Origin of the sequence: Klebsiella sp. BDA134-6 (genome assembly GCF_015601345.1) — a bacterium.
Taxonomy (GTDB): Bacteria; Pseudomonadota; Gammaproteobacteria; order Enterobacterales; family Enterobacteriaceae; genus Klebsiella; species Klebsiella grimontii.
Window position 1 is genome coordinate 2480710 of the sequence record NZ_CP064784.1, and the last position, 12617, is coordinate 2493326.

Below are 12617 nucleotides of genomic sequence, written 5' to 3' on the forward strand. Positions count from 1 at the left end.
GTATTTATTATGAGTAAAGTGATTGACTCGCTTGAAAAGGTACTCCTTCCTTTTGCCGTCAAAATAGGAAGGCAGCCCCACGTCAATGCAATTAAAAACGGCTTTATTAAGTTAATGCCATTGACGTTAGCAGGGGCGATGTTTGTTTTAATTAATAACGTATTTTTGAGCTTTGGCGACGGTTCATTCTTTTATTCAATGGGCATTCGTCTGGATGCCTCGACAATCGAAACACTGAACGGTTTTAAAGCTATCGGCGGTAACGTTTATAACGGTACGCTCGGCATTATGTCGCTGATGGCGCCTTTCTTTATTGGTTCGGCTTTAGCTGAAGAGCGTAAAGTTGACCCAATGGCGGCCGGATTGCTGGCGGTTGCGGCATTTATGACCGTTACGCCTTATAGCGTCGGTGAAGCCTATGCCGTGGGCGCAAACTGGTTAGGCGGCGCCAATATCATTTCTGGTATTGTCATCGGTCTGGTCGTTGCCGAGATGTTCACCTTTATCGTTCATCGCAATTGGGTGATCACGCTGCCTTCCAGCGTACCGGCCTCCGTTTCCCGTTCATTCTCGGCGGTTATCCCGGCGTTTATTATCCTCTCTATTATGGGGATTATCTCCTGGGCGTTGACCCACTGGGGGACTAACTTCCACCAGATCATCATGGACACGATCTCCACGCCGCTGGCTTCAATGGGCGCCGTCGTAGGCTGGGCATACGTTATCTTCACCTCGCTGCTGTGGTTCTTCGGCGTACACGGGTCACTGGCGCTGTCAGCGCTGGATAGCGGGATCATGACGCCGTGGGCGCTGGAAAACATCGCAACCTATCAGCAGTACGGTTCCGTAGAGGCCGCGCTGGCCGCGGGTAAGAGCTTCCATATGTGGGCCAAGCCGATGCTGGATTCCTACATATTCCTTGGCGGTACCGGCGCGACTCTGGGCTTAATCATCGCCATCTTTATCGCTTCACGTCGTGAGGATCATCGTCAGGTGGCGAAACTGGCGCTGCCGTCAGGCATCTTCCAGATTAACGAGCCAATCCTGTTCGGTCTGCCGATCATTATGAACCCGGTGATGTTTATCCCGTTCATTCTGATTCAGCCTCTGCTGGCGGCCATCACCATGACGGCTTACACCCTCGGCATCATCCCGCCGATTACCAATATCGCGCCGTGGACCATGCCGACCGGTTTAGGCGCCTTCTTTAACACCAACGGTAGCGTCGCGGCCCTGCTGCTGGCCCTGTTAAACCTTGCCGTATCCACCCTGGTCTACCTGCCGTTTGTGGTGATTTCCAACAAAGCGCAGGGCGTCATTGAGCAGGAAGAGAGCGAAGAAGATATCGCTAACGCACTGAAATTCTAATATTGAGCGGTACGGGAGTTTTCCCGTACCGTCCTGGAAATAAGGGAGTCATTATGTTTGATCTGGATAACATCGCAGCAGAAGAGACCGCGGTAAACGACCTCGAAGAGGTGGTGATGGGGCTGATTATCAACTCCGGTCAAGCGCGCAGCCTGGCTTATGCCGCGCTGAAGCAGGCTAAGCAGGGAGATTTCGCGGCGGCGAAAGCGATGATGGAACAGTCGCGTATGGCGCTGAGCGAAGCGCACCTTGTGCAGACGCAGCTGATTGAGAGCGATGAGGGAGAAGGCAAAATGAAGGTGAGCCTGGTGCTGGTTCATGCGCAGGATCATCTGATGACCTCAATGCTGGCTCGTGAGCTGGTTGCCGAATTGATTGAGCTGCACGAGAAGGTACAATAGGTCATCGACACGATGAGGCAGCCAAAGATGATGACCACTGAAATCAGTACCGCCCGGGAGCAACAACTCTTTAACGGCAAGAACTTTCATGTGGTCATCTATAACAAAACGGAGAGCGTAAGCGGGCTTCACCAGCATGATTACTACGAGTACACCATCGTTTTAACCGGGCGCTATTATCAGGTTATTAATGGTAAGCGGGTGCTGCTGGAGCGCGGGGATTTTGTTTTCATCCCAATGGGGTCGCATCACCAGAGTTTTTATGAATTTGGCGCGACGCGCATTCTTAACGTTGGCATCAGCAAAAGTTTCTTTGAGAAACACTATCTGCCGCTGCTGCCGTTTGGTCTGGTCGCCTCACAGGTCTATGCCGTTAAAAGTACTTTTCTCAGTTATATTGAGTCGGTTATTGCATCACTGAATTTTCGCGAAACTGAATTCGACGAATTTATCGAGCTGGTGTCTTTTTACACCCTGAATCGTTTGCGGCACTATCGTGAAGAGCCTACCGAAGATGTTATTCCGCAGTGGTTGAAAAATACCGTCGAGGGTATGCACGATAAGCTTAAATTTGGCGAGGGGGCGCTGGAAAATATGGTCGAGCTTTCCGGGAAAACTCAGGAATACTTAACCCGCGCAACCCAGCGTTATTACGCCAAAACGCCGATGCAGATGATTAACGATATTCGCATCAACTTCGCCAAAAAACAGTTGGAGATAACCAACTACTCGGTGACCGATATCGCCTATGAGTCGGGGTATAGTAGCCCAAGTCTGTTTATTAAAACATTCAAGAAGCTGACGTCCTTTACCCCCAGCAGCTATCGGAAACACCTCACCAGTATTAATTAACCGGGCGCGGATTAGTCCGCGCGGTCTAAATATTCAAATTAACTGTCCGTATTTAAACGGAGAGCGGGTGCCGTATACGCGCTATCCGCAAGGGAGAAAAAGATGAGCCAGAAATTGAAGGTAGTGACTATTGGCGGCGGCAGCAGCTATACCCCGGAATTACTGGAAGGATTCCTGAAGCGTTATCATGAACTGCCGATCAGCGAACTGTGGCTGGTGGACGTTGCGGAAGGGCAGGAAAAGCTCGATATTATCCACGCGCTGTGCCAGCGCATGGTAGAAAAAGCCGGCGTCCCGATGAAAGTCTACAAGACCCTCGATCGCCGCGCGGCGCTGGAAGGCGCAGATTTCGTCACCACCCAGCTGCGCGTCGGCCAGCTTAAGGCGCGCGAAAAGGATGAGCGCATTCCGCTGAGCCACGGCTATTTAGGCCAGGAAACCAACGGCGCGGGCGGGTTGTTTAAAGGTCTGCGCACCATTCCGGTCATTTTTGACATTGTGAAAGATGTGCAGGAAGTCTGTCCTAACGCCTGGGTGATTAACTTTACCAACCCGGCGGGCATGGTGACCGAAGCGGTTTATCGTCATACCGGCTTTAAGCGCTTTATCGGCGTGTGCAATATTCCTATCGGCATGAAGATGTTTATCACCGACGTGCTGAAGCTGACTCCGAGCGATGAGCTTAATATCGATCTGTTTGGTCTGAACCATCTGGTGTTTGTTCGCGATGTACTGGTCAACGGCGTTTCACGCTTTGACGAGCTGCTTGACGGCGTAGCGTCGGGTCGATTGAGCGCAAACTCGGTGAAAAATATCTTTGATTTGCCGTTTAGCGAAGGGCTGCTCCGATCGCTGCGCCTGATCCCTTGTTCTTATCTGCTCTACTACTTTAAGCCAAAAGAGATGCTGGCGATTGAAATGGGCGAGTACTACAAAGGCGGCGCCCGCGCGCAGGTGGTGCAGAAGGTTGAGAAACAGCTGTTTGAGCTGTACAAAGATCCGGACCTGAACGTGAAACCAAAAGAGCTGGAGCAGCGCGGCGGGGCCTATTATTCCGACGCCGCCTGTGAAGTGATTAACGCCATATACAATGATAAGCAGGCCGAGCATTACGTGAACGTGCCGCACCATGGCCACGTGGATAACATCCCGGCCGACTGGGCGGTCGAGATGACCTGTACGCTGGGTCGCGATGGTGCCAAACCGACGCCGCGCATCACGCATTTCGACGAAAAAGTGCTGGGACTGATTTACACCATTAAAGGCTTTGAAGTCGCGGCCAGCGAAGCGGCAATCAGCGGTAAACTGGATGACGTGCTGCTGGCGCTCAACCTGAGCCCGCTGATCCACTCCGATCGTGACGCCGAGAAGCTGGCGCGTGAGATGATCCTTGCGCACGAGCAGTGGCTGCCAAACTTTGCGGCGACTATCGAAAAACTGAAACAGTAACGGGAGCGGCTCATGGAACGCGTGTTAATCGTCAATGCCGATGATTTTGGCCTCAGCAAAGGGCAAAACTACGGCATTATCGAAGCCTGCAAGAACGGTCTGGTCACCTCCACGACGGCGCTGGTCAACGGCGCGGCGATCGGTCATGCTGCCCAGCTTAGCCGCTGCATCCCTGAGCTGGCGGTGGGGATGCACTTTGTCCTGACGCTGGGCGAACCGCTGTCGGCGATGCCGGGATTAACCCGCCAAGGCCGTCTCGGTAAGTGGATTTGGCAGATGGCGGAAGAGGATAGCCTGCCGCTGGATGAAATCGCGCACGAACTGGAGTGCCAGTACCGGCGCTTTGTCGAGCTGTTTGGCCATGAGCCGACGCATATCGACAGCCATCACCATGTGCACATGATTGCGCAGATTTACCCCATCGTCGCGGCCTTTGCGCGTGAGAAAGGGGTGGCGCTGCGGATCGACCGACAGCTGGCGACGCTGTCAGGTTTAGCGCAGGATGCGGCGCGCAGCAGCGAAGGGTTCGCCAGTGAGTTTTACGGGGAAGGGGTTTCGGAAGCACTGTTTCTGCAAACCCTGGATTCCTCTATCCACCGCGGTGAGACGTCTCTGGAGGTAATGTGCCACCCGGCGTTCGTGGATAACACGATTATGGGCAGCGCCTATTGCTATCCGCGTCTGACCGAGCTGGATGTGCTGACGAGCGAGTCGCTGAAATCGGCGATCGCCGGGCGCGGTTACCGGCTCGGAACCTATCGCGATGTATAGATGTATAAAGGCAAGTCAAAAGCCCGGCATTTCTGCCGGGCTTCTCTTTTACGCCGGGATCGCGGCGATTTTGGCGCTTCTTGACCACACCCGATGTGCCGCCATCAGGGTAATTAGCTCATCCATCGCCTGGCTATCAATGAAATCCGTCTCAATAACGCCTTCTTCACCCTGGCTGGCGATCTGCAGCGGCGCTTTACACTGCCGGGCATCGCCTGCCAGAAGAATTGGCTTCAGGTGTTTGTAAGCTTCCAGCAGGTAATAGTGGAAATCTCCGTTGTTGCTCAGGCTTTGCAGATCGCCGCCGGGAACGATAACCGCATCGACGGTTAACGAGGGCGACCCGGCAAAGGTTCCGGCCACCGGCAGCTCGCTACCGTCATCGGCCTTCACTTTACCCATTCGGGAATAGAGCAGTTTGGCATGTACCCCGTGCGCCTTCAGCGTCTTCAGCAGCGCCAGCAGCTCTTTCGCGACCGGCCGATCGTTAAGCAGTACCGCCACTACCCGGCCTTTAACGTCGCCGCTGGGAATGGCGTACAGGCTTAAGGTCGGATCTTTCTTCAGGCCGTTAACATCCGGCGGCGGGGTTATGCTGCGCTGCTCGTCGGTGAGCTCAATCCCCAGATTTTTACCCACCGCCTGAGCCAGCTGCAGGTCGATATGCGCCAGCTGATCGACCACCCGCTCGCGGATCCACTCCCTGACGACCTTGCTCAGTTCGAAGCTAAAGCCGTCGATAATGTGCTGCTGCTCAATAGGCGTCTGGCTACGCCAGAACAGCAGGGGCTGAGAGTAGTACTCGCCAAACGAGGGGCTGCGCTGGCGAATTTTTTCTCCGTCAACCCGCTCGGCATAGGATTCAAAGCCGCCGCGTTTAGCGGCCGGCGGCGTCTCCCGCGGCCAGTTATCATTAATGGAGTTGGGCTCGTAGTTTGCCGGGTTGGTATCAATATCCACCCGGTGCATCCCGTCGCGCTGGAAATTATGGTACGGGCATGTGGGTTTATTGATCGGGATTTCATGGAAATTAGGTCCGCCGAGGCGGCTAATCTGCGTATCGGTATAAGAGAAGAGTCGGCCCTGCAGTAGCGGATCGTTGCTGAAGTCTATCCCCGGAACAATATGCCCTGGATGGAAGGCCACCTGCTCATTTTCGGCAAAGAAGTTGTCCGGGTTGCGATTGAGGACCATCTTACCGACGCGCTGCACCGGGACCAGCGCTTCCGGAATCAGCTTGGTGGGATCCAGTAGATCGAAATCAAAAGCAAACTCGTCCTCTTCCGGGATCAGCTGTAAGCCCAGCTCATACTCAGGATAATCGCCGGCTTCAATCGCTTCCCATAAATCACGGCGGTGGAAATCGGGATCGCGACCGGTCAGCTTTTGCGACTCGTCCCATACCAGGGAGGCTTTGCCCGCGACCGGCTTCCAGTGAAAACGTACGAAGGTGGCTTTACCTTGCGCGTTAATCAGGCGGAAGGTGTGGATGCCGAACCCTTCCATCGTGCGGTAGCTGCGGGGCAGTCCGCGGTCGGACATCGCCCACATCACGTTATGCAGCGTTTCCGGCTGTAGCGAGACATAATCCCAGAACGTGTCGTGCGCGCTTTGCCCCTGCGGGACGGCCCAGTGGGGCTCGGGTTTGACCGCGTGGACGAAATCAGGGAACTTGATCGCGTCCTGGATAAAAAAGATCGGCGTGTTGTTGCCGACCAGGTCGAAAATCCCTTCGTCGGTATAAAACTTGGTGGCAAAACCGCGGATGTCGCGCACCGTATCGGCGGAGCCTGCGCCGCCCTGTACGGTTGAAAAGCGGACGAAGACCGGCGTTTTTTTCTCCGGGCTGGAGAGGAAATCGGCTTTGGTTATGTCGCTTAAATCGCTGTACGCCTGGAAATAGCCGTGCGCAGCGGAGCCGCGGGCATGGACGATCCTTTCCGGAATGCGCTCGTGGTCGAAGTGGGTGATTTTTTCACGTAGGATAAAATCTTCCAGCAGCGTGGGGCCGCGTTTACCTGCGCGCAGGGAGTTTTGATCGTCAGCGATGCGAACGCCCTGGTTGGTGGTGAGCGCATAATCTTCACCGCCTTTGCGATGTTTTTCGAGGGCATCAAGCTTTTCGCTTTGCGTATCCGGGGCCTTCATACTGCCCGGCGCGGTCGGCTCTTCGCCAGGGGCTGTCGGATGCGGCGTGGGCCGCCAGTTTTGGTCTTCGGGAGCCAAGGCATCCAGACCAGGTTTTGCTTCCCGGTCATCGTGAACCGGTGATTGATGGGGTTGTGGGTTAGAGTGTTTATCAGACATTGCTTGCTCCTGCTTTCATTGCTGAAAATGGTCATTGCTAAACCAAAACCCTTCTAATTGTAGAACATCATTTCAAGAACATATTTTTATAGGAGTTTTGCTACTAAAGGGTCGCAAGCAGGGGGCGACGAAAGGGGGCGCTTTCGGCTATGATAAAGGTTTCCGTTTCCCGCTGTGTTTAGTGAATCTATTTGTGATGAAACCACTTCGCCAACAAAATCGTCAGGTCATTAGCTACGTGCCTCGAGTGGAACCTGCGCCGCCGGAACACGCCGTCAAAATGGATGGTTTTCGCGACGTCTGGGCTCTGCGAGGTAAGTACGTTGCCTTTGTGCTGATAGACGAACATTTTCGCCGTTCCCCGCCGTTTAACGTGCCGGAAGCTGCGCAGCGCTGGGCGACGCAGATGAGGCAGGAAGGGGAAATCGACGCCTGAGGCTGCAGGGGAAATAAAAAACCGCTGATATTTCAGCGGCTTTTTTTGTTTTGATAACCTGAAGATTGCATCAGCTTAGCGGTGCGCCAGCTCCGCATCTTCTTCGCTATCAAGAATGGTTTTATCGGTTTGACGCAGCCACTGGCTGGTCAGGGTACCGGCGGTCATAGAACCGCTCACGTTCAGCGCGGTACGACCCATATCGATGAGCGGCTCCACCGAGATCAGCAGCGCCACCAGCGTGACCGGCAGGCCCATCGCCGGCAGGACGATCAGGGCGGCAAAGGTCGCGCCGCCGCCTACGCCCGCGACCCCGGCGGAGCTGACGGTCACGATGCCAACCAGCGTTGCGATCCACAGCGGATCGAGCGGGTTAATACCGACTGTCGGTGCGACCATTACCGCCAGCATCGCCGGATAAAGACCCGCACAGCCGTTCTGGCCGATGGTGGCGCCGAACGATGCGGAGAAGCTAGCGATAGACTCCGGCACGCCCAGACGACGCGTTTGCGCTTCCACATTCAGCGGAATCGACGCGGCGCTGGAGCGGCTGGTAAAGGCGAATGTCAGTACCGGCCAGACTTTACGGAAGTACTTCAGCGGGCTCACGCCGTTCACCGCCAGCAGCAGACCGTGCACCACGAACATGATGCCCAGACCAATATAAGAGGCGATAACGAAGCTGCCGAGCTTGATGATGTCCTGCAGGTTAGAGCCCGCAACCACTTTGGTCATCAGCGCCAGCACGCCGTACGGCGTTAACTGCATCACCAGGCGTACGAGCTTCATCACCCAGCTCTGTAGCGTGTCGATGGCGGTGAGTACGCGCTGGCCTTTCGCGACGTCATCTTTCAACAGTTTCAGCGCCGCGACGCCGAGGAACGCAGCGAAGATAACGACGCTGATAATCGACGTCGGGTTCGCGCCGGTCAGATCGGCAAACGGGTTTTTCGGCACAAAAGAGAGGATCAGCTGCGGGACGCTCAGGTCCGCGACTTTACCGGCGTAGTTGCTCTGAATGGCGTTGAGGCGGGCGGTTTCCGCGCTGCCCTGAACCAGTCCTTCGGCGGTGAGGCCAAACATATTGGTCACCAGCACCCCGACCAGCGCCGCAATCAGCGTGGTGAACAGCAGGGTACCGATGCTGAGGAAGCTGATTTTACCCAGCTGCGAAGCATTGTGCAGGCGGGCGACCGCGCTCAGAATCGAGGCGAAAACCAGCGGCATAACGATCATTTGCAGCAGTTGAACATAGCCATTACCGACGATATTGAACCACTGGATAGAATCCTTCAGCACCTGGCTGTCGGAACCATAGATCAGCTGTAGCGCCAGGCCAAAGACCACGCCGATCACCAGACCGACCAGCACTTTTTTAGCGAGGCTCCACTGTTTATGCCGGGTTTGGGCCAGCGCCAACAGTAAAACCGCGAACACGATAACGTTCGCTATTAATGGAAAGTTCATCCCCGTTCTCCTGATAACTTTTATCACCGGGTTGGTCAATAACCAACTCTTATGACGGCAAGGGTAGCAGAAGGCGTAATTCGTTACTTATATTCAAATGGAATTGATTATAACCAATTGAATAATTCGCTGGTTTATCGTCCAGTCTGGTGGCTAATAAAGCGATTAAAGGTGGTTTGCAGCGAATTAATCATATCCGATGACCAGCGAACGGCGCTGTTTTCGGCAACGTTTTGCGGCATCCACACGGCATAGATGAACAGCGCCATGCACAGTGCACGCTCCAGCTGATTGCCCTTGCGTGGCGCGAGGAGAGGCAGACGAAAACGCCAGCGGCAGGGCCAGAGCAGCGGAACGCCCGCCGGGGTGAGCATGTCGGCGAGAATATGGCTGAGATAGCCCAGAACCAGCCCCTGAACCGCATCTGCCGGAACTATCCAGCTTTCTGGCACTTTCAATGAGAAAATCGCGACCGCGCCAAAAACCACCAGCAGGCTATGGGTGAAGCCGCGATGGCCGAAGGCGCGCGCTATCGGTTTTGATATCCAGCTCAAGCGCTGGCCGAGAAATGACTTTGGGTGATCGATATCCGGCAGCAGACAGGTCAGGATGGCGGAAGGAATAATATGCCACCAGTCGCCCTGGGCCAGCACGGGCGTTAATTCCGCATTTTTCGCAAATACCGCGCAGGCGATAGAAAAGAGGAGGTGGCCTTCCGCCGTCATGATAAAAACCCTAAACTGTCAATTCATACAGTATAGGGTTTTTATACAGTGTGCGAAAGAGGTGACGGTGTAACTCTTTGTCACAAAACCATCAGCGCGCCAGCCAGCCGCCATCCACCGCCAGGGTATAGCCGCTGATGTAATCCGCCGCCCTGGAGGCGAGGAAGACGACCGGCCCCTGTAGGTCATCCGCAACCCCCCAGCGCCCGGCCGGAATACGGTCGAGGATCGCTTTGCTACGCTCGGCGTCATCGCGCAGCTGTTGGGTATTATTGGTCGCCATATACCCCGGCGCAATCGCGTTAACGTTGATGCGATGCCCGGCCCACTCATTGGCCATCAGGCGGGTAATACCCAGTACGCCGCTTTTTGATGCGGTATAGGATGGCACCCGAATACCGCCCTGAAAAGAGAGCATGGAGGCAATGTTCACGATTTTTCCGCCATCACCCTGCTGAATAAACTGCCGGGCAACCGCCTGGGAAAGAAAGAACACCGATTTCAGATTCAGATTCATCACGTCGTCCCAGTCCTTTTCGCTAAAGGAGAGCGCATCGGCGCGACGGATGGTTCCCGCATTGTTGACCAGAATATCTACCCGGCCCATGGCGGCCACAGCCTGAGTCACTATATCTTCAATCTCATCCTGCCGGCTTAGATCGGCCTGGATAGCGGTAAAGCGGCGGCCCAGCGCCTGCACCTTTTCTGCGGTTTCATAGGGGATCCGGCGATTCACGCCGACGATATCGCACCCGGCCTGGGCAAGGCCTAAAGTCATTCCCTGGCCCAGCCCGGTATCACAACCCGTCACGATGGCGACCTTGCCCGCAAGGTCAAAGGCGTTCAGTACCATATGCACCTCTGTATGCTGATTTCATGCGTCAAATAACGCCGTTGAGATAAGCATAGAGGGCGAAAGAGGAAAAAACAATTAAAAATGAAACGGTGTTTTATTTTTGTGATGATAGGATGATACCGCTATCCCATCATCACAGACAGGATTAGCCGAGCAGGTCGCCCGGCGTGAGGGACTCAAGCGTAGCAAGCTTCACGTCAGCCAGCACGAAGCGCGGGTCGCGGCTGTTTTCTGCTTCCGGTACCACGATAGACCGCATCCGCGCTGCTTTGCTGGCAATCATGCCGTTGACCGAGTCTTCCAGCGCCACGCAGTTCATTGGGCTGACGCCAAGACTGGCGGCGCAGTTCAGATACACCTGCGGATGCGGTTTGCTGAACGGCAGCATTTCGGCGGAAGCGAGGGCGTCAAACTGGTCGCGCAGTTCAAACATGGCGAGGACTTTTTCCAGCATCCGCAGCGGCGATGCTGACGCGAGGCCGATTTTTAGCCCCTGGGCTTTGCACAATGCCACCGCTTCGCGCGCGCCGGGCAGAAGCGGACGCGCTTCTTCCACCAGCTGGATGGCGCGATTGATGATCCGCGCGGTGACTTCCGCGCGATCCGGGCCTTTCCACGGCTGCTGGGCAAACCACAGGTCGACGACTAAATCGATGCGCAGGCCCAGAATATCTGGCATTTCATGGCGGCGGCTGATATCCACCCCCAGGCTTGCTATCACCTCCAGTTCGGCTTTATCCCATAGTGGCTCGGAATCAATCAGTAACCCATCCATATCAAAAATCGCGGCGTGAATCTGGCGCCTGGCTGACATAAGTCCCTCTCCTTGTAGCGTAAATAGATAACGAATCGGCACTCATGGTATATCATACCGCGCATTATTGGGCGAAATTCGCCGACGAAGGTAGACTTAGAGTGGATAGGCGTCTTAACAAGGGGAACCCATGACGTATCAACAAGCTGGACGCATTGCAGTACTTAAACGTATTTTGGGGTGGGTGGTATTTATCCCGGCGGTTATCTCGACGCTGATTTCCGTGCTGAAGTTTATGTACGAGCACAGTGAGAAAAAACCGGGCATTGACGCGGTGATGATGGACTTCGCCCATGTAATGATTGAGATGATGCGTTTTAATACGCCGTTCCTCAATTTCTTCTGGTACAACTCGCCGCTGCCGGACTTTAAGCACGGTATGAACATTGGCTTCTGGATTATCTATATTCTGGTGTTTGTCGGCATGGCGCTGCAGGCGTCCGGGGCGCGGATGGGGCGCCAGGCTAAATTTCTGCGAGAAGGCGTGGAGGATCAGCTGATTCTGGAGCAGGCAAAAGGGGCTGAAGGGCTGACGCGCGAGCAAATCTCCGAACGTGTGGTGGTGCCGCGTCATACCATCCTGGTGCAGTATTTTCCGCTCTACGTTTTGCCGGTGGTCATTATTGTACTGGGCTACTTCTTCTTCTCTTTACTCGGTTTTCTGTAAACGACCGGCCCGGTTGTGCCGGGCCGGCTGCATTACAGGGCGGGCAGGGCGCGAGGCTTGCCCTGATTATCTACCGCGACGTAGATAAACAGCGCTTCGGTCGCTTTATAGCGCTGGCCGATAGGCTCAGACGACACTTTCTTGACCCACACTTCCATATTAATGGTTATCGATGTATTGCCGCGCTTCACGCAGTTGGCGTAGCAGCATACGACATCGCCAACTGCCACCGGGCGTAAAAAGGTCATGCCGTCGACGCGGACGGTCACGACGCGGCCGTGGGCAATCTCTTTGGCCATTATGGCGCCGCCAATATCCATTTGCGACATCAGCCAGCCGCCGAAAATATCGCCGTTAGCGTTGGTGTCCGCCGGCATCGCCAGGGTGCGTAAAACCAATTCGCCCTTCGGCGCAAGATCTGTTGTTGTCATTCTATACTCTGTACTAGTCAAAGATGATCAGGCGCGATGCTACTATGAAAAGGACGCTGAGAAAATAGGGAAT

The 12617-nt window shown here is 54.9% G+C and carries 13 protein-coding genes; 7 read left to right on the top strand and 6 right to left on the bottom strand.

Annotation, left to right across the window (positions count from 1 at the left end):
• Nucleotides 1-9 precede the first annotated feature (9 nt).
• From chbC to chbG, 5 genes are all read left to right on the top strand, one after another.
• Entirely contained in the window at nt 10-1368 is a 1359-nt protein-coding gene (chbC, locus tag IYV58_RS11395) for a PTS N,N'-diacetylchitobiose transporter subunit IIC (protein ID WP_195729612.1), read from the top strand.
• A gap of 53 nt (nt 1369-1421) precedes the next feature.
• The gene (gene chbA, locus IYV58_RS11400) at nt 1422-1769 is read left to right on the top strand and encodes a PTS N,N'-diacetylchitobiose transporter subunit IIA (protein ID WP_004121338.1); all 348 of its coding nucleotides are present in this window, start codon (nt 1422-1424) and stop codon (nt 1767-1769) included.
• 27 nt (nt 1770-1796) lie between these two features.
• Complete coding sequence (gene chbR, locus IYV58_RS11405) at nt 1797-2621, top strand: transcriptional regulator ChbR (protein WP_004121335.1); 825 nt, start codon at nt 1797-1799, stop codon at nt 2619-2621.
• 102 nt (nt 2622-2723) lie between these two features.
• Entirely contained in the window at nt 2724-4070 is a 1347-nt protein-coding gene (locus IYV58_RS11410; protein WP_004121333.1) for a 6-phospho-beta-glucosidase, read from the top strand.
• A gap of 12 nt (nt 4071-4082) precedes the next feature.
• The gene (gene chbG / locus IYV58_RS11415) at nt 4083-4841 is read left to right on the top strand and encodes a chitin disaccharide deacetylase (protein ID WP_195729613.1); all 759 of its coding nucleotides are present in this window, start codon (nt 4083-4085) and stop codon (nt 4839-4841) included.
• A 48-nt stretch (nt 4842-4889) separates the two neighbouring features.
• Here the strand turns inward: chbG and katE are convergent, their stop codons facing one another.
• Complete coding sequence (gene katE / locus IYV58_RS11420) at nt 4890-7148, bottom strand: catalase HPII (RefSeq protein WP_195729614.1); 2259 nt, start codon at nt 7146-7148, stop codon at nt 4890-4892.
• 196 nt (nt 7149-7344) lie between these two features.
• On the opposite strand from katE, the gene cedA reads away from it, so the two are divergent.
• Entirely contained in the window at nt 7345-7584 is a 240-nt protein-coding gene (gene cedA, locus IYV58_RS11425) for a cell division activator CedA (protein ID WP_049112262.1), read from the top strand.
• A 75-nt stretch (nt 7585-7659) separates the two neighbouring features.
• On the opposite strand, the gene IYV58_RS11430 is transcribed toward cedA, so the two are convergent.
• The 4 genes from IYV58_RS11430 to hxpB all read right to left on the bottom strand — a co-directional run bounded on the left by IYV58_RS11430 (nt 7660) and on the right by hxpB (nt 11446).
• Nucleotides 7660-9051, bottom strand: a complete 1392-nt coding sequence (locus tag IYV58_RS11430; protein WP_049112263.1) for an L-cystine transporter — start codon at nt 9049-9051, stop codon at nt 7660-7662.
• A 134-nt stretch (nt 9052-9185) separates the two neighbouring features.
• Nucleotides 9186-9776: a metal-dependent hydrolase gene (locus tag IYV58_RS11435; RefSeq protein ID WP_004121316.1), complete on the bottom strand. Its 591-nt coding sequence runs from the start codon at nt 9774-9776 to the stop codon at nt 9186-9188.
• 91 nt (nt 9777-9867) lie between these two features.
• On the bottom strand, nt 9868-10629 hold the full coding sequence (kduD, locus tag IYV58_RS11440; protein ID WP_142446096.1) for a 2-dehydro-3-deoxy-D-gluconate 5-dehydrogenase KduD: 762 nt from the start codon (nt 10627-10629) through the stop codon (nt 9868-9870).
• Between the two features lie 148 nt (nt 10630-10777).
• Nucleotides 10778-11446 (bottom strand): hexitol phosphatase HxpB, encoded by a 669-nt coding sequence (hxpB, locus tag IYV58_RS11445; protein ID WP_004121307.1) that lies wholly within the window; start codon nt 11444-11446, stop codon nt 10778-10780.
• A gap of 130 nt (nt 11447-11576) precedes the next feature.
• Here hxpB and IYV58_RS11450 point away from each other — a divergent pair, with 130 nt between their 5' ends.
• The gene (locus tag IYV58_RS11450; protein ID WP_004121305.1) at nt 11577-12113 is read left to right on the top strand and encodes a YniB family protein; all 537 of its coding nucleotides are present in this window, start codon (nt 11577-11579) and stop codon (nt 12111-12113) included.
• A gap of 32 nt (nt 12114-12145) precedes the next feature.
• Here the strand turns inward: IYV58_RS11450 and yciA are convergent, their stop codons facing one another.
• Complete coding sequence (gene yciA / locus IYV58_RS11455) at nt 12146-12544, bottom strand: acyl-CoA thioester hydrolase YciA (protein ID WP_004121302.1); 399 nt, start codon at nt 12542-12544, stop codon at nt 12146-12148.
• Nucleotides 12545-12617: the final 73 nt, after the last annotated feature.

Excerpts from the sequence above, each read along its gene's own strand:
- chbC (WP_195729612.1), top strand. The coding sequence starts at position 10 with ATGAGTAAAGTGATTGACTCGCTTGAAAAGGTACTCCTTCCTTTTGCC.
- chbA (WP_004121338.1), top strand. The coding sequence starts at position 1,422 with ATGTTTGATCTGGATAACATCGCAGCAGAAGAGACCGCGGTAAACGAC.
- chbR (WP_004121335.1), top strand. The coding sequence starts at position 1,797 with ATGATGACCACTGAAATCAGTACCGCCCGGGAGCAACAACTCTTTAAC.
- IYV58_RS11410 (WP_004121333.1), top strand. The coding sequence starts at position 2,724 with ATGAGCCAGAAATTGAAGGTAGTGACTATTGGCGGCGGCAGCAGCTAT.
- chbG (WP_195729613.1), top strand. The coding sequence starts at position 4,083 with ATGGAACGCGTGTTAATCGTCAATGCCGATGATTTTGGCCTCAGCAAA.
- katE (WP_195729614.1), bottom strand. The coding sequence starts at position 7,148 with ATGTCTGATAAACACTCTAACCCACAACCCCATCAATCACCGGTTCAC.
- cedA (WP_049112262.1), top strand. The coding sequence starts at position 7,345 with ATGAAACCACTTCGCCAACAAAATCGTCAGGTCATTAGCTACGTGCCT.
- IYV58_RS11430 (WP_049112263.1), bottom strand. The coding sequence starts at position 9,051 with ATGAACTTTCCATTAATAGCGAACGTTATCGTGTTCGCGGTTTTACTG.
- IYV58_RS11435 (WP_004121316.1), bottom strand. The coding sequence starts at position 9,776 with ATGACGGCGGAAGGCCACCTCCTCTTTTCTATCGCCTGCGCGGTATTT.
- kduD (WP_142446096.1), bottom strand. The coding sequence starts at position 10,629 with ATGGTACTGAACGCCTTTGACCTTGCGGGCAAGGTCGCCATCGTGACG.
- hxpB (WP_004121307.1), bottom strand. The coding sequence starts at position 11,446 with ATGTCAGCCAGGCGCCAGATTCACGCCGCGATTTTTGATATGGATGGG.
- IYV58_RS11450 (WP_004121305.1), top strand. The coding sequence starts at position 11,577 with ATGACGTATCAACAAGCTGGACGCATTGCAGTACTTAAACGTATTTTG.
- yciA (WP_004121302.1), bottom strand. The coding sequence starts at position 12,544 with ATGACAACAACAGATCTTGCGCCGAAGGGCGAATTGGTTTTACGCACC.